A 22,726-nucleotide genomic window follows, 5' to 3' on the forward strand; every position below is an offset into this window, starting at 1 on the left:
GGCTCCCCGTCGTAGCGGCCTTGTCGTTGAGCCGAATGTCCGTCCCGTACGGGGATCGCTCCACCGGAGCGAGGCCATACGGGTGTGTCGCGACGGATTCGGGCCGGGAAGAGCCCTCGGGCGCGCGGGCCGTGGCGAGAGGGAGGTTCTCCGGTGCGGGGGAAAGCCCCCGCACCAAGACGGCGGGACGCTCCAGTGCGCCGGCACCCACGCACAGAGGAGTGTGTGACGCATGCCGAAGCAGCCCGGACACGGCCTGGGAAGAGGGCCCGGAGACGGTAGCGGCTCGGGCGACACCACCGCGGACAACCGAAAAGAGACGGTCGCATCATGATGCTGCGCTACGCCCTGGGGACGATCAGACACCGCAAGGGGGGATTCCTCGGAGCACTGCTGGCCCTCATGTGCGCCGCCGCCCTCGTCACCGCCTGCGGCACCCTGCTGGAGACCGGCCTGCGCGGACGCATCGCCACCGAGCGCTACGCCGCGACCCCGCTCGTCGTCTCCGCCGACCAGAACGTCCATAAGACCACCGTCAAGCACAGGAACAAGGGGAAGACCAAGACCAAGCACAAGGCGAAGCCCGTCGCCGAACGTGCCTGGCTTCCCGCAGGCGACGCCGACCGGCTCCGTGCGGTGAAGGGCGTGCGCGCGGTCGTACCCGAACTGACCTTCCTCGCCCAGCCGCTCGGCCTTCCCGAGGACGGCGGAGCCTCCGGTCCGCCGTCCTACGGCCACGCGTGGACCTCCGCCCCGCTCACCCCGTTCGCCCTCGCCGCAGGCCGCGCACCGGCCGCCGCAGACGACGTGGTGATCGACCGGGACCTCGCCCGGCGGGCGGGACTGTCCGTCGGAGACCGGATCACCGTCCAGTCCACCCGGGCCCCTCGCACGTACCGCGTCAGCGGCGTCGCCGCCCCGAAGAGCGGCGACCGGCTCCGGGAGCAGACCTCGCTGTTCTTCTCCAACGCGGAGGCCGAGCGCCTCGCAGCTCGCCCCGGCCAGGTCACCGCGTTCGGCGTGCTGCCCACAGCCGGTACGGACCTCGGCAGCCTCGAACAGCAGGTCGCGCAGGCCCTCAAGGGAACGACCGCCCAGGTCGCCACGGGTGACGACCGAGGAGCGGTCGAGTTCCTGGACGCGGCGGGTGCCCGGGTCAAGCTCGTCTCCATGGGAGCGGCCATGGGCGGCACCTCGCTGCTGGTCGCCGTACTCGTCGTCGTCGGCACCTTCGCGCTCTCCATCCAGCAGCGCCACCGCGAACTGGCCCTGCTGCGCACCATCGCCGCCACCTCACGGCAGATCCGCCGCCTGCTCGGCCGCGAGGCGCTGGTGGTCGGTGCCGTCGCCGGGGTGCTGGGCGCGCTGGCGGGGCTGCCGCTCGCCGGTTGGCTGCACAGTCGGTTCATCGACACCGGGGCTGTCCCGGCGACCCTGGAGCGGACGGCGGGCATCTTCCCGGCCTGCGTCGCCCTGGCCGTCACCCTCATCGGCGCCTGGGCCGCCGCCCGGATCTCCGGCCGCCGCATCGCCGGGCTCCGCCCGGCCGAGGCCATGGCCGAAGCCGCGGTCGAGCGCGCCCGTCCCGCACGCCTGCGGACCGCCGCCGGTCTCGTCCTGCTCGTCGGCGGCGGCGTGCTGGTCGCCGTACTGAGCATCCTGCGCACCGAGGCCGCCTCGACCCCCGTCACCTTCCTCGCCGTGGTGATGCTGGCCACGTCGGTGTCGCTCCTGGGCCCCCACCTCGTACGGGCGGCCTCCGCTCTGCTGGGCCTGGTGATCCGGCCGGCCGGGCCCATCGGGAAGCTGGCCAACTCGAACGTCCGGGGGAACTCCACCCGGATGGCCTCCGTCGTCACCCCGCTCACCCTGCTCATCGGCATGACCTGCACGGTGCTCTTCATCCAGCCGACCCTCGGGAACGCCGCCCTGGCCCAGGCCCGGGAGGGCACCCGCGCGACCTGGGTCCTGGGTGCGCAGGGCCCCGGCGTCCCGGCCGCCGCCGTCGACGCGGTCCGCGCGACGCCCGGTGTCACCGCAGCCACGGAGGTCGTCCGGACCACGGTCCGGGTCGGGCTCGACAAGTACCCGGCCCAGGGGGTCACCCCGGCCGGCCTCGCCCGCACCTGGGACCCCGAGGTGACGAGCGGCTCGCTCGCCGCGTTCGCCGCGGACTCACGTACCGCCGCGATCAGTGAGCTCGCCGCCGACCAGCTCGGCCTCCACCCCGGCAGCAAGCTGGAGCTGCACCTCGGCGACGGAACGCCCGCCACCCTCACGGTCGCCGCCGTCTACCACCGGGGCCTGGGCTTCGGGGATCTGACGCTGCCCCACGACCTGGTCGCCCGTCACATGGACAACCCCCTGGCCGCCACCGTCCTGGTCTCCGGAGACGCCTCCCGCAGCGAACTGACCGCCTCTGTAAAGAAGTTTCCCGGCATCACGGTCCTGGCACCGACCGCCGCCGACCGGCTCAAGGCGGAACAGCAGCAGAACAACGCAGAGGTCAACCTCCTGGCCATGGGCCTCGTCCTGGCCTTCACCGCGATCGCCGTGGTCAACACGCTCGCCATGTCGGTGTCCGAGCGCCTGAAGGAGTTCGCGCTGCTCCGGCTGGCCGGGGCGACGCGCCGCCAGGTGCTGCGGATGCTCCGTATCGAGACCCTGTCGGTCCTGCTGATCGCCGGTGTTCTCGGCTCCGGAATCGCGCTCGCCGTACTGACCGCGTTCAGCATCGGGTTGACGGGCGGTGCGGCGCCCGCCGTTCTGCCGCTGGTGTACGCGACCGTGGTGGGCGCCGCGGCACTGCTGGCCCTGACCGCCACGGCACTGCCGGGCCGGATGGCGCTGAAGGCCCGCCCGGTGGAGGCGGTCACGGCGGGTCAGTGAACGGGGCCCCGCTGCCCCGGAGCCCCCAGCTCCCCGGGGCCCCGCTGCCCCGGATCCCCCAGCTCCCCGGAGCCCCGACCGCCCCGGAGCCCCGACCGCCCCGGGGCCCCACCGATCCCGGGGGCCCCGCCCGGGGCTCCCGGTCACACGTCGACCGGGAGCCCCGCCGCGCGCCAGGCCTGGAAGCCGCCCACCAGATCGGTTGCCCGGTACAGCCCGAGCCGGTGCAGCGACTCGACGGCGAGGCTCGACGCGTAGCCCTCGTTGCAGATCACCACGATCCGAAGACCGTGGCTCACCGCCTCCGCCGCGCGGTGGCTGCCCTGCGGGTCCAGCCGCCACTCCAGCTCGTTGCGTTCGACGACCAGCGCTCCCGGGATCAGCCCGTCCCGCGCGCGAAGCTCCGCGTAGCGGATGTCGACGAGCAGGGCCCCGTCGGCGGCCGCAGCGCCGGCCTCCTCGGGGCCGAGCCGCTCGAATCCGGACCTGACCCGCTCCAGCAGCTCGTCTATCCCGATCTGTCGGGCGCTCTCCGGCCCCGTACCTTCGTGCGGTGCGTCGCTCACTGCCAGTCCTCCGGGCTTTCGGTCTGTTCGAGGCGGAGTACCGCGTCGGTGCGGCTGTAGCGCCGGATCTGCGGGAGCGGGGGGTAGTACGCGTGGACGGAGACGGCGTGTTCGTCGGCGGACTCGTTCAGCACCTCGTGCACATGGTGCCTGCCGAAGGCCCTGCCCTGACCCGGCGTCAACTCCCTCGACCGGTCGATGCCCTCGGTCAGTTCGAGGGTCTTCCACCCGTCGGTGGGCAGCCGTGCCGCGAGCGAGTGCTCCTTGAGCGTGCCGCTCGCGGTGAGGAAGGCGCCGATCGAGTCGGCGTGGTCGTGCCAGCCGGTGCCGGTGCCGGGCGGCCAGCCGATCAGCCAGGCCTCACTGCCGCCGGGCCCGTCGAGCCGGATCCAGGTGCGGCCCTCGGGGTCGAGCGGGAGCGAGGCGATGAGGCCGGCGTCCGCGGCGGTCCGGCGCACGAAGTCGAGCAGCTCCGCAGCAGTCGGACTCGGATTCGGACTCGGACTCGGACCGGTCGGACCGGACGTGGGCGCGGGTACGGAACCGGGGGAGGGAGAGGCAGCCGCGGGGAACGAGGGAGCGGGCGCAGGGGAAGCGGGCGCAGGGGAAGCGGGCACAGGGGAAACAGAGGCAGACACAGAGGACCGTCCTGAGAGTTCGCGTGGATGCCCTGCCGTACGTCATGGCGCACGGCGGAGCAGGAGAGAGCGATTCAGCAGGACGGGCGACACACGCAGCCCGCATAGCGGAGCAGGTCCATATGGACCCTCCGCCACAGGCGCACATCGGTGTCGGTCATATTCCGGAGTAGACCATGTGCGCCTGCGGGGGTCAATTGATGTCTGCGGTGCGGTCGGAGCGTTCGGAGGTACGCGCCGCACCTCCGCGCGCCGCTTCCGCTGCCGCGTGGAGCTCGGCGGGCCGTACCCCGCTGAACGACTCCACCAGGTGACCGTCCGGCCTGACCAGCAGAACGGTGTGCGCGGACGCCCCCGGATAGCTCTCCGCCACCAGCAGTTCGCCCTTCACCGGCAGGGCGTCCACCGCCTCGACGAGCCGGGGCATCACTCCGGCCCCCATCCAGTGCCGCCGGTCCCATACTCCAGTGCCGGGGGCCACCAGGACCACCAGCAGCCGCCCCCGCCCCAGCCGTTCCCGGAGCTGTACGCCGGTGCCGTCCGGTGCCGTCACCCGTACATCGGTGACCGGCGCACCGGGGGGCGTACCCACTGAGGTGTGCGCCTCGGCGCGCGGGGGCGCAAGGGGGGACAGCGAGTAGGAAGGGGGCGCACCCAGGGGGCCGCATCCCAGATGCCCGTCGGTGAGCAGCGAATCGTGCCCCCGTGCGCTCCCCGGGACCAGGGTCCGCAGCCCGCCGCCGCCCCGCAGTATCGGCAGCGACTGGTCGGCTGCGCGCAGCCGCGCGGCGACGGCGGCCCGGCGCTCGGCCTGGTAGCTGTCGAGGAGCACGTCGGAGGCGCCGTGGTGCCAGGCCAGCGCCAGTTTCCAGGCCAGGTTCTCGGCGTCCCGCAGTCCCTCGTCCAGCCCCTGGGTGCCGAGCGCGCCCAGCAGATGGGCGGCGTCTCCGGCGAGGAACGCCCGCTTCACCCGCCAGCGCAGGGCGAGCCGGTGGTGGAGCGTGTAGACGCCGGTGTCCAGCAGTTCGTACGGGGGTGTCTCGCCGCACCAGCCCGCCAGGGAGTCCCGGACCCGGGCTACCAGGACGTCGGGCGTGACGAGCTCGCCACGCGGCGGCAGCAGCCAGTCCAGCCGCCAGACGTCGTCCGGCAGCGGACGTGCGGTCACCTCGGCACCACCGGAGCGCCACGGCGGCAGCCGGTGAAGTACGGCCTCGCCCGGCCAGGGCAGCTCGGTGCGCAGGGCGGCGACGGCATGCCGTTCCACCGCCGTACGCCCGGGGAACCGGATGTCCAGGAGCTTGCGCACGGTGGACCGGGCCCCGTCGCAGCCGACGAGATAACTCCCGCGCCACCAGGTCGACCCTGGCTCCCTGGTGTGCACGGTGACCCCGGCCGGGTCCTGCTCCAGGGTGTCGACGCGGCTGTGCCGTGCAGTCCGTACGAGGTCCTGCGCGGCCACCGCGTCCCGCAGTCCGCGCACCAGTGCGTGCTGCGGGACGTGGACGGGGGCGGCCGGTGAGTCCCCGGACTGCGCGCCTTCGCCTTCGCCGAGGGACAGTTCGCGTACCAGCTGCTTGCGCCGCAGGGACCGCCAGCCGGACCAGCGAAGACCCTCGTCCTGGAGGGTCTTGCAGCCGAGCCGCTCCAGCAGGGCCGCGGTGTCCTCGCGGAGCACCACCGTGCGGGCCGGCCGTGTCTCCTCCTTGCCGGGATCCTCGTCGAGGAGCACGGAAGGCACCCCCTGGGCCGCGAGGGCGAGCGACAGCACCAGGCCGATCGGCCCGGCACCGACGATGATCACCGGGTCCACGGCGCGGCCCCCGGAGCGTGTGCGGTCGGACGCGTGGAGGCGCACGGGCGGAGCGGACGGGCCGCGACGGCCCGCGAGGTCGGGGACGGCGGCGACGGAGATGCGGCGGCGTAGGGGGCTCGGTGCGCGATCACAGAACGTATGCAACCTACTGCCGGTGCTTGCGTCAAGTGACACCGGAACGCGGCGAGGGGCGGTGGCGTATGCGCCACCGCCCCTCGGGGACTTCTGTTGATCAGCCGTCAGACGGCGCGTCCGTCATCGATGTTGAGCGACGGCGCACCGACCGTCTCGGGCGCGCCCCCGGGGCCGGTGCCCAGGACGGCACCCGTGCTCTTCTTGGCACGCCGGAGCCGCCGCTCCAGCCAGCTCGCGAACGAGGTGAGGCTGAAGTTCACCGAGGCCCCGGACGTAGAGGGGCTGGTAGACCGTCTCGTGGGTCACATGCATCTCCGGCCGGTCGGCGATGTGGATACGGCTGCTTCGCCCAGACAGCGCGCAGGGGCGGAAGGCGCTGCCACCACGAGCGGGCGGCACCACCGCGTTGATCGGTGGTGCCGCCTTGTTCCTGCCCGTCACGCCCCGGCCGTCACGCCACCGCTTGCCGGTCCGGACGTTGATGCCGATGACCTGCGCGGCCTCGGAGCGACGCATTCCTTGATCCACAAGCCGGAAGTATGCCTCCCGCTCATGGACCAGTTTCCTGGGTCCCTGCGACCTCCGGTCACCCCGGATCTCGAAGACGCGTCGTAACGAACGAAGAGCGCTGATCAGTCGCCGGACTTCACGGGCTCCAGTTTGATGCTGAAGTGTCGGAGGATCGGGGACTGGCCCGTAACCCGGTAGCCACGGACGGATTCAGGATTCTTCGCGATATCCGCCAGGGTGGCGGCAACGTGGTCGTAGTGGCTGCGGGTGTAGACCCGTCGGGGGAGAGCCAGCCGTACAAGTTCGTAGGGCGCCGTCTTGACAGGGTTGCCGTGCTCGTCCTCTTCACCGAGGTACAGAGACCCCAGCTCCGCCGAGCGGATGCCTCCGCGCAGGTACAGCTCGCATACGAGTGCGGTGCCGGGGTACTGGTGCGGGGGGATGTGCGGCAGGAGGCGTCCGGCGTTGAGGTAGAGGGCGTGCAGACCGGCGGGTTCCACGATGTCGACGCCGGCCTCGCGGATGCGTGCGGCGAGATAGGCGGCTATGTCGGTACGCTCGGCGAGGTAGGCGGGCTCGGTCACTTCGAGGAGGCCGCGCGCCATCATCTCGAGGTCGCGTCCGGACAGACCGCCGTAGGTGGTGAATCCCTCGGTGGCGATGAGCAGACCCCCGCACCGCTCGGCGAGTTCGGGGTCCTTCAGGCCGATGAAGCCGCCGATGTGGACGATCCCGTCCTTCTTCGCGCTCATGACGCAGCCGTCGGCGAGCCGGAAGGCTTCCTCGGCGACCTGGCGCGGGGTGCGGTCGGCGTAGCCGGGTTCGCGCTGGGTCACCAGCCAGGCGTTCTCCGCGAACCGGGCCGCGTCGAGGATCATCGGCACGTTGTGACGGCGGCACAGTTCGGCGGTGCGGTGCAGGTTGTCCATGCTGACCGGCTGGCCCCCGCCACCGTTGTTGGTGATGGTCATCAGCACGGCCGCAACGGGCGACTGGTCCGCGTTCTCCAGGGCCTGTTCGAGGGCGATCAGGTCGATGTTGCCCTTGAACGGAAAGTCGCTGTCGAGGTCCTTCGCCTCGGCGCAGGGCAGGTCGTACGCCGTGCAGCCAGTCAGTTCGACGTTGGCGCGGGTGGTGTCGAAGTGCGTGTTGGACAGCACACTCGTGCCGGGCCGCAGCAGCGAGGAGAAGAGGATGCGCTCGGCCGCGCGGCCTTGGTGGGCCGGCAGGATGTGGGGGTAGCCGGTGAGTTCGGAGACGACCTCGTGCCACCGGTAGAAGGAGCGGCTGCCGGCGTAGGACTCGTCGCCCTGCATTCCTGCGGCGAGCTGGTCCGCGGAGATGGCCCCGGTCCCGGAGTCGCTCAACAGGTCGATGGTGACTTCGTCGGCCCGCAGCTCGAAGGGGTTGTAGGCGACCCGCTTCAGCGCGGCTTCGCGCTCCTCCCTGGTGGTGAAAGCAAGAGGTTCTACGACCTTGATGCGGTAGGGCTCCACGTGAATTCCTTCTGTGCGGTGTGCGGGCTGACATGACCGACGGCCTGGTGCCCGATGTCCAGGACGCTCTGGGTGCTTTGCGCAGGCATCCAGGTGCCCCGCGGGTACTGCTCCTGCGGCGGCCGGACGCGGTAGGCCTCGGAACTCAGGTAGGCGGTGAGCCGGGGCGGCCGGTTGCGTTCGTACACCAGGGCCAGGTAGGCGATCAGCCCCACGCCGTCGTCGAGGGTTCGCTCTGTGAGCGCCGCCAGACTCCGGTTCAGGACGGTGGGGTCCATACCGGCCCGGGTCAGCAGGTCTGTGGCGCGGGCGAGGGCCTCCTCGTCGTCGCGCACGTAGTCGCGACCGGGAATGTGGAGCGTGAAGCCGCTCGGGTTGCTGTCGCCTTCGGTGAATGAGTGGCAGGTGAGCACCGGCCGCCGCACCAGTCGCAGGGTGTCGTCTCCGCCGTGCTGGGACGGCGCGAGGGAGCCCGCGGCCGCGTGGAAGAAGTAGCGGATGTCGGCCGCCGTGGCTCCGGAGGTACGGCTGAGCGCGCAGGCGTCATCGGCTGACATGTGCGGGTGTCTCACGTAGACCTTGACGCGGGGGGACGTCCAGGCGCCCAGGTCCAGAGCGAGGAACGGATAGCCGGTCCCCGGGGGCAGTTGCTCGAAGGCCTGGTCGTAGCCGAGCCGTCGCAGCGCCTCGTGCACGGTGCGGGCGGCGTTCTCCGGGCCGGAGGCGGAGGGGTTCAGGTAGACCTTGACCCCTGGGACCCCTCCGGCGCGCAGATCGAGCGCGTACCACAGGGCCAGGGGGCCCTGGGCCGCAGCGGGGAAGAACAGGTCGGCGACGGCGTCGAGTTGGTCGGTGGCGAAGCCCCAGCGGGCGCCCATTTCGCGGATGACCGCAAGCCCGGCGCGGCCGCTGTCGACCATGTCGCTGTGGGCCCACCCGGGCTCCACGAGCACTCGCAGGGCCGGGGCGGTGTCCGGAGCGCTGGCGAGGGAGAACTCGACGGGGGAGTGGTCGTCGGAGAGGAAGGTGGGCGACGCCGGTGGCAGGGACAGCGGCCGGTGGGCGGCGCCTGCGAGGGAGTCGACCAGAACCTGTCCGTACAGCTCGGTGTCCGCCTCGCTCAGGCCCACCGTGGCGGCCAGGCCCCGCAGTTGACCGAGTACGTGGTCGCCGAGCGTCGTCTCACCGGGGCTGGTTGCCGGTATGCCGGGGCCCCGGCGGGAGGTCATCGTGTGCCTCGCACGTCGTGGCGCGTAACGCGTCCGGACGGTGCGGGAGTACGGGGACGTGCTCCGCCGACAAGGGAGGAGACGAGGGCCAATCCGCTGCCGGGAGCAGCGGGTATTCGGTCCTGCGGCTGGTCGGGTCCGCCGTCCCCGCACAGTTTCCGCCTGTTGGGGGTGGTGCGCTGTGAGCCCGGTCGGGCGCTCGCGGACGGGGGCGCGGAGATGCTTGCGAGGTCCACTGCCTCTCCTTCATCTTGTGTCACTCTAGACACTCCGCGCCGTCCTACCCAGGAAGTTGATCTTTCATGCAGACTACGTCAACTGCCTGTGTCACATGCGTCACAGGGGGTGTGGGCTACTGGCTCGTCAGCCACTTCATGAAGCTGCTCCAGCGCCCCGCTTTGCCGGTGGGCTGCGGCGCCGCGGACGCGGGTGCGGCCGCGACCGGGGGTGCCTGGTAGCGGGGCACGGACGTCGGCTCCGGTGCGGCCGCGGCGCGCGGGGTGACTGAGCTGAACCGGACGGGCAGGGAGGCCAGGGCCCGGTTGAAGGGGCCGGGCCGCCAGGCGAGGCTGTCCGCGGGGACGGCGAGTTCAACGTCGGGCAGGGCGTTGAACAGCGTCTCCAGGCCCGTCAGGGCGATCAGCCTGGCCGGCTCCTTCGACGGGCAGGCGTGCGGGCCCGCGCTCCAGGCGAGGTGGCCGCGGGTGTCGGCACCGCGGTCCGCGAGCGCCGTGTTGGCCGCGCCGAAGGACACCAGCACCAGGTCACCGGCGCGCACCTTGTCGCCGGCCACTTCCGTGTCGACCACCGGGTAATGGGGCGCGTAGTTGGACATCGGCGCATTGCGCCACAGAGTGTCGTCCACAGCCTTGTCGAACTGCCCCAGGCGTGCGAACTCCTCGTTGGTCAGCATCGTGTAGAAGGCGTTGCCGATCAGGTTGCCCTCCGGCTCGCCGCCCGCACCGAGGAGCAGCACCAGCGTGTGCGCCAGTTCCTCGTCGTCCAGCTGCGCCGGATGCTGCATCAGGTAGGACGTGATGTCCTCCCCGGGCCGGGCGCGCTTGAGCGCCACCAGCTCGCTGACCGCTCCGAGCAGGACCTGGCTGGCCGCCTCGGCGTTGACTCCGTCGAACATGCCGGAGATGCCGAACAGCACCCGGTCACCGATCTCTGCCGGGCAGCCGAACAGCTCGTTGAACACGTACAGCGGGAGCTGCTGGGCGTAGTCGCGGAGCAGGTCGGCGCTGCCGCGGGAGCTGAACTGGTTGATCAGGAACTGGGCTGCCTGGCCGACTATCCGGCTCAGCCGCTTGTTGCTGACGCGGGCGAAGGAGTCGGTGATGGCCTGCCGCAGCCGCACATGCTCGGCGCCGTCGGTGAACATCGCGTTCGGCCGGTAGCCCAGCAGCGGCAGGACCGGGCTGTCGGGGCGGATGCGGCCCTCAGCCAGTGCACGCCAGCGGCGTGAGTCCTTGCGAAAGGTCGTCGAATCCTGCAGCAGTTCCAGAGCCGCGTTGTAATCGGTCACCAGCGTCGCCTCCACGCCAGGGGCGATGGTGACCGGAGCGGTGGGGCCGAGCTCGCGCATGTAGCGGTAGTACGCGTGCGGATTGGCAGCGAACTCCGCGCTGTCCAGGGGTATGCGCTGCCCGCTGCCGTGTGCGGGGCAGCCGGGCGGAGGTACAGAGGGGGTTGTCATGCGTGCTCCAGGTCGGCGCGCTCGTGCAGATAGCGGACCAAGGTGATCAGGGCGTCGACGGACGACTTCTCGTCGCGTGCGTCGATGGTGACGATGGGGGTGTCGGGCAGCAGGTCGAGTGCCTCCCGGACTTCCTCCGGGGTGTGGACCGTACTGCCGTCGAAGTGATTGATGGCCACGGCGAAATCGAGGCCGTAGCTCTCGACCAGATCCATGACGTCGAAGGAGTCGGCCAGGCGCTCGGGGTCCACGAGGACCAAGGCGCCCAGCGCTCCGCGGGCCGTGTCGTCCCACAGGCTCACGAAGCGCTGCTGTCCGGGGGAGCCGAACAGATACAGAACGATGCGCTCGCTCAGCGTCAGCCGGCCGAAGTCCAGGGCGACGGTGGTGGTCGTCTTTCCCTGAACCCCTTTGAGGTCGTCGACGCGCTCGGAGAGCGTCGTCATCCGCTCCTCGGTGGACAACGGCGTGATCTCGGAGAGTGAGCCGATCAGGGTGGTCTTGCCGACGGCGAAATGCCCGACGACCAGGATTTTCACTGCAGTCTGCTGTGCGCCGCTGGGCACGTAGGCATCCTCAGACAGAGAGAGCCTTGAGGCCATCGAGCACCTCCTTGAGCAAGGCCTTGTTGGTGGGACGGGCCGAGGGCACCGGCGCCCGGGTCACGAGATAGCCCCCCTGGGAGAGGGAATTGAGCAGCACCTTGACCACCCCGAGCGGCAGCTGGGAGTGCGCGGCGATCTCAGCGACCGAGAGGTAGCCACTGGAGCACATCTCCAGGATCTGCTGCTCCTCGGGCGAGAGCCGCTGGGGGCGCTGCTGCTCGTCGGTGGCCGTCGTAACGAGAGTGATGAGGGCGAACTCGCCCTCATCGGGCAGGTCACGGCCACGGGTGATGACGTAGGGCCGGACCAGTTCTCCGGCCTCGGACACGAACTCGGGCTCGGGCTCGGGACGGCCGGGTTCGGTCATGAGGTGACCGTGTCGCCGCGAAGGCCGGTCGACATCGCCTTGCCGAGCCGGCTGACCAGCTGCTGCATCCGGTACGTGATGTCCTGCATGTCGACCTCGGCCGACGCGGCCACGGCAAGGTAGCTGCCGCCGCCCGCAGCGTTCAGGAACACCCAGCCCCCGTCGAACTCGATGAGGGTCTGGCGCCAGTTCGCTCCGTGCTCACCGCAGAAGAAGCTGACGGCCCGGCTGAGTGACTGCAGGCCGGAGACGGCGGCGGCCACCTTGTCGGCATCGCCTCTGTCTATCTCCGTAGTACGGGACATCTGGAGGCCGTCGGCAGAAATCAGGACCGCGTGGAGAGCATGCGGAATCTGCAGCGCGTCCTCAAGCATCCAGGACAGGTCGTCGCTCACGGGGCATCGAATCCTTCGTGTGAATCGGCAGCGTTGTCATCTTCGGCGGCCGGTACCCCCGCACCTCGGCCGCTGAGAGTGCCACGCTGAAACGCGCCCATGGCCGCCACCCGTGCCTCTGCCGACCGGGCCGGCGGCGCTTCATCAGACCTGCGGTCGCCGTTCGGCACGAGCGCCATGCCGCGCTTGTTCCGTCGCCGGGGCAGCCCGCCCTCTGCCGCCGCAGGAGCCGGACCGCGGCTCGCGGCAGCGGCATTGACCTCTTGCGTGGAAGTGGGCGTCTTGGGCTCTGGCATCTCGGTCAACAACTCCTTCGGCACCATCACCACAGCGCGGACGCCGCCGTAGGGAGAGGTGCTGTCGATGGCGACCGTGAACCCGAACCGCGCACACAGGGCACCGATCACCGCGAAACCGAACGCGGGAGGGTTGCCGAGCTCCGAAACGCTCACCACGGACCCGCTGGACAGCAGAGCGGTGGCGTTCGTCCGTTCTTCCTCGCTCATGCCGACACCGGCGTCGTCGATCACGATGCAGATGCCCCGGGGCACCGTCCGCACCTCGACCTCGACCATGGTGGACGGCTCGGAATAGCTGGTCGCGTTGTCGAGCAGCTCGGCCACCGTCAGCGCGATCGGTTCGACGGCACGGCTGGTCACCGCGAAATCGACCCGTGAGGCGATTTCGATGCGCTGGTAGTGCCGGATACGGCCCTGCGCTCCGCGGATCACGTCATAGACCGATGCGGCCTCCCGCTGCCGGCCGAGCCACCCGCCGCACAGCACCGCAATGGACTGCGCACGCCGGTTGAATTGCGAGTTCATGTGGTCGATATCCAGCATGTCCCGCAACACGGCCGAGTCGCCGTACTTCTTCTGCAGCCCGGAGATGGCCCGCTGCTGCTCCGCGGCGAGGCCCTGAAGGGTCCGCATGGCCGACTTCAGTACGGTGTTTGTGGCCTCCTCCCCCTCTTCCTTGGCCCGGCGGACCACCTCGTCGTAGCCGCTGCGCAGCTCGATGACGGTGGACTCGAAGTCGGCGGCCCTGCCCTGCGATGCGGTCAGCTCACCTTGAACGCCCTGCTTCTGACGACGTAGCGCCTTGATCTTTTTTCGCTGGCGAGTGATTACCGTGGCGGCGACAGCGACGCCGACGGCAAGCGCCCAGACTGTCGGATCCTGCCAAAAATTCGTCATGTGACTCTCTATTGAGCGGCTGGAGTCCAGCTCTCGAAATCTGTCCAAGCGGACCCTCGGCTGTGGGCAGACGTCACCGCCCGGAGAGCCCCCCTGGCTGTATCCATGCCAAGGCGAAAGCTCACGTGGCATGTGCACGCGAGCGTATCACCAGACGATCATGAGATTCTGTCAAGTCCGCCACGTCGGTGCCCCGTTAGCGAGAAACGCATGTTCATGTCAGTGAGGAAGCTGTGTCTGCGAGGTGGAGGCCCACAGTGGCGGAGCGCGTACCGTGCCGCTCAGCCGTGTGGCACCTGGGTTCTTGCAGCTCTGCGGCGCATCTCGCCTTGTAGCGGGCTGACGAGGTGATACAGGGCAGGGCGAGTGTCATCCGACCAACAAGCTTGCCCAGGAAGCCAGATGGCCGATTCGAGAGCGGGCTACGGGCGGCGGCACGAGCTACGACTCAGGACATGTGACCGCAGCCTCACGGTTTGAGTTTTTTGCCGCCGGCAGCCTGTCCAGAACGCGGCGACGGCGGCCCGGCCCGGCACCGACGACGCGGCGAGGGGCGGTGGCGTATGCGCCACCGCCCCTCGGGGACTTCTGTTGCTCAGCCGTCAGGAGGCGGACGAGTCCATGATGACCACCGGCGCACCGACCGTCTCGGGCGCGCCCCCGGGGCCGGTGCCCACGACGGCGCCCGTGCTCTTCTTGGCACGCCGGAGCCGCCGCTCCAGCCAGCTCGCGAACGAGGTGAGGCTGAAGTTCAGCGCGATGTAGATCACGGCGATGATGGTGAAGCACGCGATGGTGTTGGCGCCGTAGTTCGCTGCCATCGGCCGGACCGACGCCAGCAGCTCGGGGAAGCTGAGCACCGCGCCACCGAGGGCGGTGTCCTTCACGATCACCACGATCTGACTGACGATCGCCGGGAGCATGGCGGTGACCGCCTGCGGCAGCAGTACGAAGACCATGGTCTGGCCCTTGCGCATGCCGATCGCCTTGGCCGCGTCCGTCTGCCCGGAGGGGAGCGTCAGGATGCCGGCCCGCACGATCTCGGCGAGCACCGATGCGTTGTAGAGCACCAGGCCCGTGATTACCGCGTACAGCAGCCGGGTCTCCGGGTCGAGCTCGGTGTACTCGGAGTACGCCTGGTTCGCGATGACCATCAGGATCAGAACCGGGATGGCGCGGAAGAACTCCACGACCACAGCGGAAGGCGCTCGCATCCACCGGTGCTCCGAGAGCCGGCCGATCCCGAACAGCGCACCCAGCGGCAGCGCGATGATCAGGGCGAAGAACGCCGCCTTGATCGTGTTCTGGAAGCCCGGCCAGATGAACGTCTCCCACGGCTGGGAGCTGGTGAAGAAGGGCTTCCACTTGATCCAGTCGAGCTGGTGCTTCGACGCGAGACCGTCGTACACCCACCACACCACGGCCGCGGCGACGAGCACGAACAGGACGGTGTAGAGGATGTTCCGCCGCTTGGCGCGTGGCCCCTGGGCGTCATAGAGGACGGAACTCATCGCTTCACCGCCACCTTCTTGCTCACCCAGCCGAGGATGAGGCCGGTCGGGAGGGTCAGAACGATGAATCCGAAGGCGAAGACGGCAGAGATGAGGATCAGCTGCGCCTCGTTCTCGATCATGCCCTTCATCAAGTACGAAGCTTCCATGACTCCGATCGCGGAAGCGACCGTGGTGTTCTTCGTCAGAGCGATGAGGACGTTGGACAGCGGATTGACCACCGACCGGAACGCCTGCGGAAGGATGATCAGCCGCAGAACCTGGGTGAAGCTCAGGCCGAGGGCACGTGCCGCCTCGGCCTGACCGACCGGCACCGTGTTGATCCCGGACCGCAGCGCCTCGCACACGAAGGCGGCGGTGTAGGCGCTCAGGGCAAGTACCGCGAGACGGAAGTTTACGTCCGTGATCTCGGACGCGCCGAGGCTGATGTTGAGCGTCGAGTACAGCCCCAGAGAGGAGAACACAATGATCACGGTCAGTGGAATGTTCCGGACCACGTTCACATAGCCGGTCGCGAAACCGCGCATCAGGGGGACCGGGCTGACCTTCATGCCGGCCAGCAGCGTTCCCCATATGAGGGAGCCGAGGGCGGAGTAGACGGTGAGTTGCACCGTCACCCAGAAGGCCCCCAGCAGGTCGTAACCATCAAGAAAGTCGAACACGATCTCCCGCGCTTCCGCGTGTAGGAGGGCACGGCGCGCCGCCGTCAGTGGCGGCGCGCCCGGTCAGCCCTGCTTCACTTGACGACGTTGCCGATCTTGGGGGCGGGCTCGTTCTTGTAGTTCGCCGGGCCGAAGTTGGCCTTCACGGCCTTCTCCCACGAACCGTCCGAGACCATCTTGGTCAGCGCGTCGTTGATCTTCTTCTTGAGGTCGGCGTCGCCCTTCTTCAGGCCGATGCCGTAGTTCTCGTTGGTCATCTTGAGGCCGGCCAGCTTGAACTTGCCCTTGTTGGCGTCCTGCGAGGCGTAGCCGGCCAGGATGCTGTCGTCCGTGGTCAGCGCGTCAACGGCCTTGTTCTCCAAGCCGGTCAGGCACTCCGAGTAGCCGCCGTACTCCTGGAGCTGCGCCTTCGGGGCCAGGGTGTCGTGGATGTTCTGCGCCGAGGTCGAGCCGGTGACCGAGCAGAGCTTCTTGTTGTTCAGGTCCTTCGCCGACTTGATCGAGGTGTCGTCCGCGCGGACCAGGATGTCCTGGTGGGCGAGGAGGTACGGACCCGCGAAGTCGACCTTCTTCAGCCGCTCGTCGTTGATCGAGTAGGAGGCGGCGATGAACTTCACGTCACCGCGGTCGATCGACGTCTCGCGGTCGGCGCTCTTGGTCTCCTTGAACTCGATGTTCTTGGCGTCGTAGCCGAGTTCCTTGGCGACGTACGTGGCGACATCGACGTCGAAGCCGGTGAACTTGCCGTCCGGCGTCTTCAGGCCGATACCCGGCTGGTCGATCTTGATGCCGATGGTGATCTTCTTGCCGCCGCCCGAGCCGGACGAATCGTCCTTGTCGTCGGAGCCACAGGCGGTGGCGGTCAGAGCGAGGGCGAGCACGGCGGCCGAGGCGGCAGTGACCTTACGAAGCTGCATGTTGAAATTCCCTAGAGTTGACGCGATGTGAGTGATCAGCCGGTCCGGAAACCGGCGCTGAAGGCTCCATCAGTGGTGAAGGATCTTCGACAGGAAGTCCTTGGCCCGGTCACTGCGCGGGTTGCTGAAGAACTGGTCGGGCACGGCCTCTTCGACGATCTTCCCGTCCGCCATGAAGATGACCCGGTTCGCCGCGGAGCGGGCGAAACCCATCTCATGGGTGACGACGACCATGGTCATGCCCTCGCGGGCGAGCTGCTGCATGACCTCCAGCACCTCGTTGATCATCTCCGGGTCGAGCGCGGAGGTCGGCTCGTCGAACAGCATGACCTTGGGGTCCATCGCCAACGCCCGTGCGATCGCCACGCGTTGCTGCTGACCGCCGGAGAGCTGCGACGGGTACTTGTCGGCCTGGGTCCCCACGCCCACCCGGTCGAGCAGCGAACGCGCCTTGTCCTCGGCCGCCTTCTTCTCCGTCTTGCGGACCTTGAGCTGGCCCAGCATCACGTTCTCGAGCACCGTCTTGTGGGCGAAGAGATTGAACGACTGGAAGACCATGCCGACATCGGCACGCAGCCGCGCCAGCTCCTTGCCCTCCTCGGGCAGGGGCTTCCCGTCGATCGAGATCGCGCCCGAGTCGATCGTCTCCAAGCGGTTGATCGTGCGGCACAGCGTGGACTTCCCGGACCCCGAAGGCCCGATGACGACCACGACCTCGCCACTGGCGATCGTCAGGTCGATGTCCTGGAGCACATGCAGCGCGCCGAAGTGCTTGTTGACGTTGCTCAGCACGACCAGGTCGCCGCCGGCCGCGGGTGCAGCGTCCTCGGCGCCCTTGGTCACTGAAACTCCGCTCATCGGCTTTTTGCTCCGTCCTCCTCGGTTGGCAAGGACCTTAGTGACGCAGTGCGACCAGCGTCATTACATCTGAGCGGAAATTGAGCATAACGATCCGGCCGCAACCGGACACTCCGCGTGAACGGGACGTCACGCGGGCCGTCCCGGCGTACCGGGTGCATAACGGAAACATGGATGCAACCGGAAGGCACTTGACTGGCCCACCGGTCATCGGAGTGGATGCCCTGGTACACCCTGACGTGAAACGCCTCGATACGGGGAAGTGACCAGGGGTCTACGCGACCGCACCGACGCCACATCTGCCGGCACCACGAGATTTACCGGCACCGCGACTCCGGAGAGGGGGCCCATGAGGCTGCTGCTCGTCGAGGACGACAACCACGTCGCCGCCGCCCTGTCCGCCATCCTCGGCCGGCACGGCTTCAAGGTGGTGCACGCCCGCAGCGGCGAGGAGGCCCTCCAGGCCCTCCTCCCCACGGACGCGGAGCCCTTCGGAGTCGTACTCCTGGATCTCGGGCTGCCCGACCAGGACGGCTACGAGGTGTGCGGGAAGATCCGCAAGCGCAGTGCCGTACCGGTGATCATGGTGACCGCGCGGGCCGACGTCCGCTCGCGCATCCACGGGCTGAACCTCGGCGCGGACGACTACGTGACCAAGCCGTACGACACCGGCGAGCTCCTCGCCCGTATCCACGCCGTCAGCCGGCGCAAGCCCGCCGCGGAGGACACCGGGCCCACGCCCGTCGCCGCGCTGCGGCTGGGCCATGTGCACATCGAGCTGCCCACCCGCCGGGTCAGCGTCGACGGCAGCGAAGTCCAGCTCACCCGCAAGGAGTTCGACCTGCTCGCGCTCCTCGCGCAGCGGCCCGGCGTGGTGTTCCGCCGGGAGCAGATCATCAGCGAGGTCTGGCGTACGAGCTGGGAGGGGACGGGGCGCACGCTTGAGGTGCACGTCGCCTCCCTGCGCGCCAAGCTGCGGCTGCCCGCCCTGATCGAGACCGTGCGCGGGGTCGGCTACCGCCTCGTCGCCCCGTCCGCGTAGAGGCGTACGTCTCCGGTGCGTACCAGGCTGCTTCCGCTGCTCATCGTTCTCATGGCGAGTGTCCTGCTCGCGCTCGGTTTCCCGCTGGCCGTCAGTGTGGCCGCCGCCCAGCAGCAGGGCGTCGTGATCGACCGGATCGACGACACGGCCCGTTTCGCCGCACTCGCCCAGTTCATCACCGAGCGCACCAACGGCTACGACGAGCGGCAGCGCACGCTCCAGACCGAACTGGAGACGTACGACGCGGTGTACGGCATCCGGGCGGGTGTCTTCTACCGCGACGACTCCGCGATGGCGAAGGCCCCGGGCGACTGGCGGCTGCCGGTCGAGGGGGAGGGCCGGGAGGCGTTCAACGAGGCGCTGCTCGGCCGGCGCAGCCACGATCCGCCGCAGGTCTGGCCCTGGCAGGACGGCCGGGTGGTCGTCGCCTCGCCCGTCGTGCGCGACGGCGACGTGGTCGCCGTCGTCGTCACCGACTCACCCACCGCGCAGATGCGTTCCGACACGCTGCGCGGCTGGCTGGTGATCGCGGCGGGCGAGGTGGTCGCGATGCTGGTGGCCGTCGGTGCGGCGATCCGGCTCACCGGCTGGGTCCTGCTCCCGGTGCGGACCCTGGACGTCGCCGCCCACGACATCGCCAGCGGCCGGATGCGGTCCCGGGTGGCGGCGTCCGGCGGACCGCCGGAACTCAGGCGGCTGGCCCGTTCGTTCAACGAGATGGCCGACAACGTCGAGGACGTGCTGGAACAGCAGCGCGCCTTCGTCGCGGACGCCTCGCACCAGTTGCGCAATCCGCTGGCCGCGCTGCTGCTCCGGATCGAGCTGCTCGCCCTCGAACTCCCGGAGGGCAACGAGGAGATCGCCTCGGTGCGCACGGAGGGAAAGCGCCTCGGCCAGGTCCTCGACGATCTGCTCGACCTGGCCCTGGCCGAACACGCAGAGGCCGATCTCCAGCTCACCGACATCGGCGCCCTCACGGCCGAACGCGTGCTCTCCTGGCGTCCGGTGGCCGAGGAGAAGGGGGTCAGGCTCCGGACGGACGGCACCCCCGCCGCCACCGCCTGGGCGGACCCCATAGCCCTGTCCAGCGCACTCGACGCCATCATCGACAACGCCCTCAAGTTCACCCCCGCCCAGGAGGAGGTCCGGGTCACGGTCGCCTCCGCCGGCGCATGCGTCACGGTGGCCGTCGCGGACCGCGGACCCGGCCTCACCGAGCAGGAGCTGGAGCGCGTCGGAGACCGCTTCTGGCGCAGCTCGCAGCACCAGAACATACGGGGTTCCGGCCTGGGCCTCTCCATCTCGAAGGCCCTCCTCGCCGCGAGCCGAGGCACCATCGCCTACGAACGCCACGAACCGCACGGGCTCCGGGTGACGGTCTCTGTGCCCCGCAACGGGCCGCACGGCTGAGCGGGCTGCGCGGGCTGAGCGGAGCCCGCTGCGCGGACCGCACGGCGGCCCGGTCCGGCGGACTCAGGGCTTGACCGAGCGGTAGTAGCGCTTGGCCCCTTCGTGCAGCGGCAACGGATCGGTGTAGATCGCGGTCCGCAGATCCACCAGCTGCGCGGCGTGCACCTCACGCCCGATGCGGTCCCGGCTGTCGATCACGGTCCGGGTGAAGGCCTCGGTCATCGCCGGATCCGTACGGTCGGTGGTCACCAGCACGTTGGCGACCGCCACGGTCGGCACGGCCTGGCCCTGCTGCGCGTTGCGGTAGGCGTCCGCGGGCATCACGGCCGAGCGGTAGTAGCGGGTGGAGCCGCCCGCCGCCTGCAGCTGCTTGATCAGCGTGTCCTCCAGCGGGACCAGCCGGATCGCGAACCGGTCGGAGAGGTCCGCCACCGCGGTGGTCGGCAGCCCCCCGGACCAGAAGAACGCGTCGAGTTTGCCGTCCTCCAGGAGCTTGGGCACGGTGTCGATGCCGGCCGGTATCGCCGTCATGTCGTCGACCGGGTCCAGGCCGGCGGCCGTGATCAACCGGTCCGCGACCAGCCGTACCCCGGAGCCCGGCTGGCCGACCGCGACCTTCTTGCCGCGCAGGTCGGAGACCTTGCGGATCTCCGAGTTCCGGTCCACGACCAGCTGGATGTAGTCGTCGTAGAGCCGGACACAGCCGCGCAGCCGCTCGGCGCCCGGCTTGCCGTCCCGCAGATAGGTGGCCACGGCGTCGGTGGTCGCGATGGTGAAATCGGCCTTGCCCGTCGCCACCCGGGCGAGGTTCTGCTGAGATCCCTCGCTGGTCTGCAGTTCTATCGACACATCGGGCAGATCCTTGGCCAGCGCGCCCCTCAGCCGCTCGCCGTAGCGCTGGTAGACACCACTGCGGACGCCGGTGCTGAACGACAGGTTCCCGGTCGGTGCGGAATCCCCGAGCGGGAGCAGCCACCACATGATGAGCCCGAGCACGACGACGAGGGCGGCGCCCGCCCGCAGGGAACGACGCCGGCCGATTCGGGACAGAGCCGCCGGGACCATGGCGGCGATCCTGCCAGGTGGTTCCCGGCCATGGCCAGGGGTGCCGGTGGATCCGCCACCCGGCACAGGGCCGGGGGAACGGTCCGGGAGCCGCCCGCGACGGGAGGTGTCCGGGCAGCGCCTACCCTTGTCGCATGAGCAGCGGCAACCGGAGCGAAGCAGTGGACGTCAGAAAAAGCTACGAGGTGCGCACCTACGGGTGCCAGATGAACGTCCACGACTCCGAGCGGCTGTCGGGTCTGCTGGAGGACGCCGGCTACGTACGGGCGCCCGAGGGCTCCGACGGGGACGCCGATGTCGTCGTCTTCAACACCTGCGCGGTGCGGGAGAACGCCGACAACAAGCTGTACGGCAACCTCGGCCGGCTCGCCCCGATGAAGACGAAGCGCCCCGGGATGCAGATCGCGGTCGGCGGCTGCCTCGCCCAGAAGGACCGCGACACCATCGTCCGGCGGGCGCCCTGGGTCGACGTCGTCTTCGGTACGCACAACATCGGCAAACTGCCCGTGCTGCTGGAGCGCGCCCGCATCCAGGAGGAGGCGCAGATCGAGATCGCCGAGTCCCTGGAGGCGTTCCCCTCGACGCTCCCCACCCGCCGCGAGTCCGCGTACGCGGCCTGGGTCTCCATCTCCGTCGGCTGCAACAACACCTGCACCTTCTGCATCGTCCCGGCGCTGCGCGGCAAGGAGAAGGACCGCCGCACCGGCGACATCCTGGCCGAGATCGAGGCCCTGGTCGCGGAGGGCGTCTCCGAGATCACCCTGCTCGGCCAGAACGTCAACGCCTACGGCTCCGACATCGGCGACCGGGAGGCCTTCTCCAAGCTGCTGCGCGCCTGCGGACGGATCGAGGGCCTGGAGCGGGTCCGCTTCACCTCGCCGCACCCGCGCGACTTCACCGACGACGTGATCGCGGCCATGGCCGAGACGCCGAACGTGATGCCGCAGCTGCACATGCCGATGCAGTCGGGCTCCGACACGATCCTGAAGGCGATGCGGCGTTCCTACCGGCAGGAACGCTTCCTCGGCATCATCGAGAAGGTGCGGGCCGCGATGCCCGACGCCGCGATCTCCACCGACATCATCGTCGGCTTCCCCGGGGAGACCGAGGAGGACTTCGAGCAGACGATGCACGCGGTCCGCGAGGCGCGCTTCGCCAACGCCTTCACCTTCCAGTACTCCAAGCGGCCCGGAACCCCGGCCGCCGACATGGACGGGCAGATCCCCAAGGAGGTCGTCCAGGAGCGGTACATGCGCCTGTCCGTCCTCCAGGAGGAGATCTCCTGGTCGGAGAACAAGAAGCAGGTCGGCCGCACGCTGGACGTCATGGTCGCGGAGGGCGAGGGCCGCAAGGACGGCGCGACCCACCGGCTCTCCGGCCGCGCCCCCGACAACCGCCTCGTGCACTTCACCAAGCCGGACCAGGACGTACGGCCCGGCGACGTGGTGAGCGTCGAGATCAGCTACGCGGCCCCGCACCACCTGCTCGCAGAGGGCGCACCCCTCGCGGTACGGCGGACCCGCTCCGGGGACGCCTGGGAGAAGCGCAACGCCGCCCCGGCCGCCGCGCCGGCCGGTGTGATGCTGGGCCTGCCCGGTATCGGCGCCCCGGCCCCGCTGCCCGCCGCCTCGGCCCCGGGCTGCGGCTGCGACTGAACGGACAGCGGGTCGAGCGGCACGTGGTCGCGCAGCCGGTACGCCGAGCGGCACGTGATCGCGCA

Annotated in this window: 20 protein-coding genes and 1 pseudogene; 4 read left to right on the top strand and 17 right to left on the bottom strand. The window is 69.7% G+C overall.

Translation table 11 applies throughout. The features are described from left to right. The first annotated feature begins 330 nt into the window (after positions 1 to 330). A complete protein-coding gene (locus OG892_RS30210) occupies positions 331 to 2,889 on the top strand; it encodes an FtsX-like permease family protein (RefSeq protein WP_371630747.1) in 2,559 nt (852 codons plus the stop codon). A 143-nt stretch (positions 2,890 to 3,032) separates the two neighbouring features. On the opposite strand, the gene OG892_RS30215 is transcribed toward OG892_RS30210, so the two are convergent. The 16 genes and pseudogenes from OG892_RS30215 to OG892_RS30290 all read right to left on the bottom strand — a co-directional run bounded on the left by OG892_RS30215 (position 3,033) and on the right by OG892_RS30290 (position 17,489). After that, complete coding sequence (locus OG892_RS30215; RefSeq protein ID WP_328865222.1) at positions 3,033 to 3,455, bottom strand: rhodanese-like domain-containing protein; 423 nt, start codon at positions 3,453 to 3,455, stop codon at positions 3,033 to 3,035. Further along, positions 3,452 to 3,925, bottom strand: coding sequence for a cysteine dioxygenase (locus tag OG892_RS30220; protein WP_371631717.1), 474 nt, complete (start codon positions 3,923 to 3,925; stop codon positions 3,452 to 3,454). The genes OG892_RS30215 and OG892_RS30220 overlap by 4 nt, the downstream gene beginning before the upstream one ends. Before the next feature lie 242 nt (positions 3,926 to 4,167). Next, the gene (locus OG892_RS30225; protein ID WP_311307652.1) at positions 4,168 to 4,254 is read right to left on the bottom strand and encodes a putative leader peptide; all 87 of its coding nucleotides are present in this window, start codon (positions 4,252 to 4,254) and stop codon (positions 4,168 to 4,170) included. 32 nt (positions 4,255 to 4,286) lie between these two features. Beyond that, positions 4,287 to 5,906, bottom strand: coding sequence for an FAD-dependent monooxygenase (locus OG892_RS30230; protein WP_371631718.1), 1,620 nt, complete (start codon positions 5,904 to 5,906; stop codon positions 4,287 to 4,289). Between the two features lie 242 nt (positions 5,907 to 6,148). Beyond that, positions 6,149 to 6,307 (bottom strand): annotated as a pseudogene (locus OG892_RS30235) (amino acid ABC transporter permease); the annotation flags it as partial. A gap of 369 nt (positions 6,308 to 6,676) precedes the next feature. Then, positions 6,677 to 8,050: a tryptophanase gene (locus OG892_RS30240; protein ID WP_327339327.1), complete on the bottom strand. Its 1,374-nt coding sequence runs from the start codon at positions 8,048 to 8,050 to the stop codon at positions 6,677 to 6,679. Then, complete coding sequence (locus OG892_RS30245; protein ID WP_371630748.1) at positions 8,023 to 9,279, bottom strand: tryptophan dimethylallyltransferase family protein; 1,257 nt, start codon at positions 9,277 to 9,279, stop codon at positions 8,023 to 8,025. The genes OG892_RS30240 and OG892_RS30245 overlap by 28 nt, the downstream gene beginning before the upstream one ends. 352 nt (positions 9,280 to 9,631) lie before the next feature. Next, a complete protein-coding gene (locus tag OG892_RS30250; RefSeq protein ID WP_073737741.1) occupies positions 9,632 to 10,978 on the bottom strand; it encodes a cytochrome P450 in 1,347 nt (448 codons plus the stop codon). Beyond that, positions 10,975 to 11,580, bottom strand: coding sequence for an ATP/GTP-binding protein (locus OG892_RS30255; RefSeq protein ID WP_073737740.1), 606 nt, complete (start codon positions 11,578 to 11,580; stop codon positions 10,975 to 10,977). The genes OG892_RS30250 and OG892_RS30255 overlap by 4 nt, the downstream gene beginning before the upstream one ends. Continuing rightward, complete coding sequence (locus OG892_RS30260) at positions 11,555 to 11,950, bottom strand: DUF742 domain-containing protein (RefSeq protein ID WP_073737739.1); 396 nt, start codon at positions 11,948 to 11,950, stop codon at positions 11,555 to 11,557. The genes OG892_RS30255 and OG892_RS30260 overlap by 26 nt, the downstream gene beginning before the upstream one ends. Continuing rightward, positions 11,947 to 12,345: a roadblock/LC7 domain-containing protein gene (locus OG892_RS30265; protein ID WP_073737738.1), complete on the bottom strand. Its 399-nt coding sequence runs from the start codon at positions 12,343 to 12,345 to the stop codon at positions 11,947 to 11,949. The genes OG892_RS30260 and OG892_RS30265 overlap by 4 nt, the downstream gene beginning before the upstream one ends. Further along, complete coding sequence (locus OG892_RS30270) at positions 12,342 to 13,541, bottom strand: ATP-binding protein (RefSeq protein WP_371630749.1); 1,200 nt, start codon at positions 13,539 to 13,541, stop codon at positions 12,342 to 12,344. The genes OG892_RS30265 and OG892_RS30270 overlap by 4 nt, the downstream gene beginning before the upstream one ends. A gap of 602 nt (positions 13,542 to 14,143) precedes the next feature. Then, positions 14,144 to 15,052, bottom strand: a complete 909-nt coding sequence (locus OG892_RS30275; RefSeq protein ID WP_363223320.1) for an amino acid ABC transporter permease — start codon at positions 15,050 to 15,052, stop codon at positions 14,144 to 14,146. After that, positions 15,049 to 15,714, bottom strand: a complete 666-nt coding sequence (locus tag OG892_RS30280; RefSeq protein WP_073737736.1) for an amino acid ABC transporter permease — start codon at positions 15,712 to 15,714, stop codon at positions 15,049 to 15,051. Before OG892_RS30280 ends, OG892_RS30275 begins: the two co-directional genes overlap by 4 nt. Before the next feature lie 74 nt (positions 15,715 to 15,788). Next, complete coding sequence (locus OG892_RS30285; RefSeq protein WP_073737735.1) at positions 15,789 to 16,631, bottom strand: glutamate ABC transporter substrate-binding protein; 843 nt, start codon at positions 16,629 to 16,631, stop codon at positions 15,789 to 15,791. A 69-nt stretch (positions 16,632 to 16,700) separates the two neighbouring features. Beyond that, entirely contained in the window at positions 16,701 to 17,489 is a 789-nt protein-coding gene (locus OG892_RS30290) for an amino acid ABC transporter ATP-binding protein (protein WP_073737734.1), read from the bottom strand. Positions 17,490 to 17,838: 349 nt separating this feature from the next. On the opposite strand from OG892_RS30290, the gene OG892_RS30295 reads away from it, so the two are divergent. Together OG892_RS30295 and OG892_RS30300 are read left to right on the top strand one after the other, a co-directional pair. After that, entirely contained in the window at positions 17,839 to 18,531 is a 693-nt protein-coding gene (locus tag OG892_RS30295) for a response regulator transcription factor (RefSeq protein ID WP_024493686.1), read from the top strand. Between the two features lie 15 nt (positions 18,532 to 18,546). Continuing rightward, positions 18,547 to 19,941 (top strand): ATP-binding protein, encoded by a 1,395-nt coding sequence (locus OG892_RS30300; protein ID WP_371630750.1) that lies wholly within the window; start codon positions 18,547 to 18,549, stop codon positions 19,939 to 19,941. A gap of 63 nt (positions 19,942 to 20,004) precedes the next feature. Here the strand turns inward: OG892_RS30300 and OG892_RS30305 are convergent, their stop codons facing one another. Continuing rightward, positions 20,005 to 21,006 (bottom strand): TAXI family TRAP transporter solute-binding subunit, encoded by a 1,002-nt coding sequence (locus OG892_RS30305; RefSeq protein ID WP_073737732.1) that lies wholly within the window; start codon positions 21,004 to 21,006, stop codon positions 20,005 to 20,007. A gap of 134 nt (positions 21,007 to 21,140) precedes the next feature. Between OG892_RS30305 and miaB the strand changes: the two genes are divergently transcribed. Then, positions 21,141 to 22,661: a tRNA (N6-isopentenyl adenosine(37)-C2)-methylthiotransferase MiaB gene (gene miaB, locus OG892_RS30310; protein ID WP_328865215.1), complete on the top strand. Its 1,521-nt coding sequence runs from the start codon at positions 21,141 to 21,143 to the stop codon at positions 22,659 to 22,661. Positions 22,662 to 22,726: the final 65 nt, after the last annotated feature.

Source organism: Streptomyces sp. NBC_00341 (assembly GCF_041435055.1).
In the GTDB taxonomy this organism is placed as follows: Bacteria; Actinomycetota; Actinomycetes; order Streptomycetales; family Streptomycetaceae; genus Streptomyces.

What these genes read in the sequence shown, in the direction of transcription:
- OG892_RS30210 (WP_371630747.1), top strand. Translation starts at nt 331, where the DNA reads ATGATGCTGCGCTACGCCCTGGGGACGATCAGACACCGCAAGGGGGGA.
- OG892_RS30225 (WP_311307652.1), bottom strand. Translation starts at nt 4,254, where the DNA reads ATGACCGACACCGATGTGCGCCTGTGGCGGAGGGTCCATATGGACCTG.
- OG892_RS30245 (WP_371630748.1), bottom strand. Translation starts at nt 9,279, where the DNA reads ATGACCTCCCGCCGGGGCCCCGGCATACCGGCAACCAGCCCCGGTGAG.
- OG892_RS30250 (WP_073737741.1), bottom strand. Translation starts at nt 10,978, where the DNA reads ATGACAACCCCCTCTGTACCTCCGCCCGGCTGCCCCGCACACGGCAGC.
- OG892_RS30255 (WP_073737740.1), bottom strand. Translation starts at nt 11,580, where the DNA reads ATGGCCTCAAGGCTCTCTCTGTCTGAGGATGCCTACGTGCCCAGCGGC.
- OG892_RS30260 (WP_073737739.1), bottom strand. Translation starts at nt 11,950, where the DNA reads ATGACCGAACCCGGCCGTCCCGAGCCCGAGCCCGAGTTCGTGTCCGAG.
- OG892_RS30270 (WP_371630749.1), bottom strand. Translation starts at nt 13,541, where the DNA reads ATGACGAATTTTTGGCAGGATCCGACAGTCTGGGCGCTTGCCGTCGGC.
- OG892_RS30275 (WP_363223320.1), bottom strand. Translation starts at nt 15,052, where the DNA reads ATGAGTTCCGTCCTCTATGACGCCCAGGGGCCACGCGCCAAGCGGCGG.
- OG892_RS30285 (WP_073737735.1), bottom strand. Translation starts at nt 16,631, where the DNA reads ATGCAGCTTCGTAAGGTCACTGCCGCCTCGGCCGCCGTGCTCGCCCTC.
- OG892_RS30290 (WP_073737734.1), bottom strand. Translation starts at nt 17,489, where the DNA reads ATGAGCGGAGTTTCAGTGACCAAGGGCGCCGAGGACGCTGCACCCGCG.
- OG892_RS30295 (WP_024493686.1), top strand. Translation starts at nt 17,839, where the DNA reads ATGAGGCTGCTGCTCGTCGAGGACGACAACCACGTCGCCGCCGCCCTG.
- OG892_RS30305 (WP_073737732.1), bottom strand. Translation starts at nt 21,006, where the DNA reads ATGGTCCCGGCGGCTCTGTCCCGAATCGGCCGGCGTCGTTCCCTGCGG.
- miaB (WP_328865215.1), top strand. Translation starts at nt 21,141, where the DNA reads ATGAGCAGCGGCAACCGGAGCGAAGCAGTGGACGTCAGAAAAAGCTAC.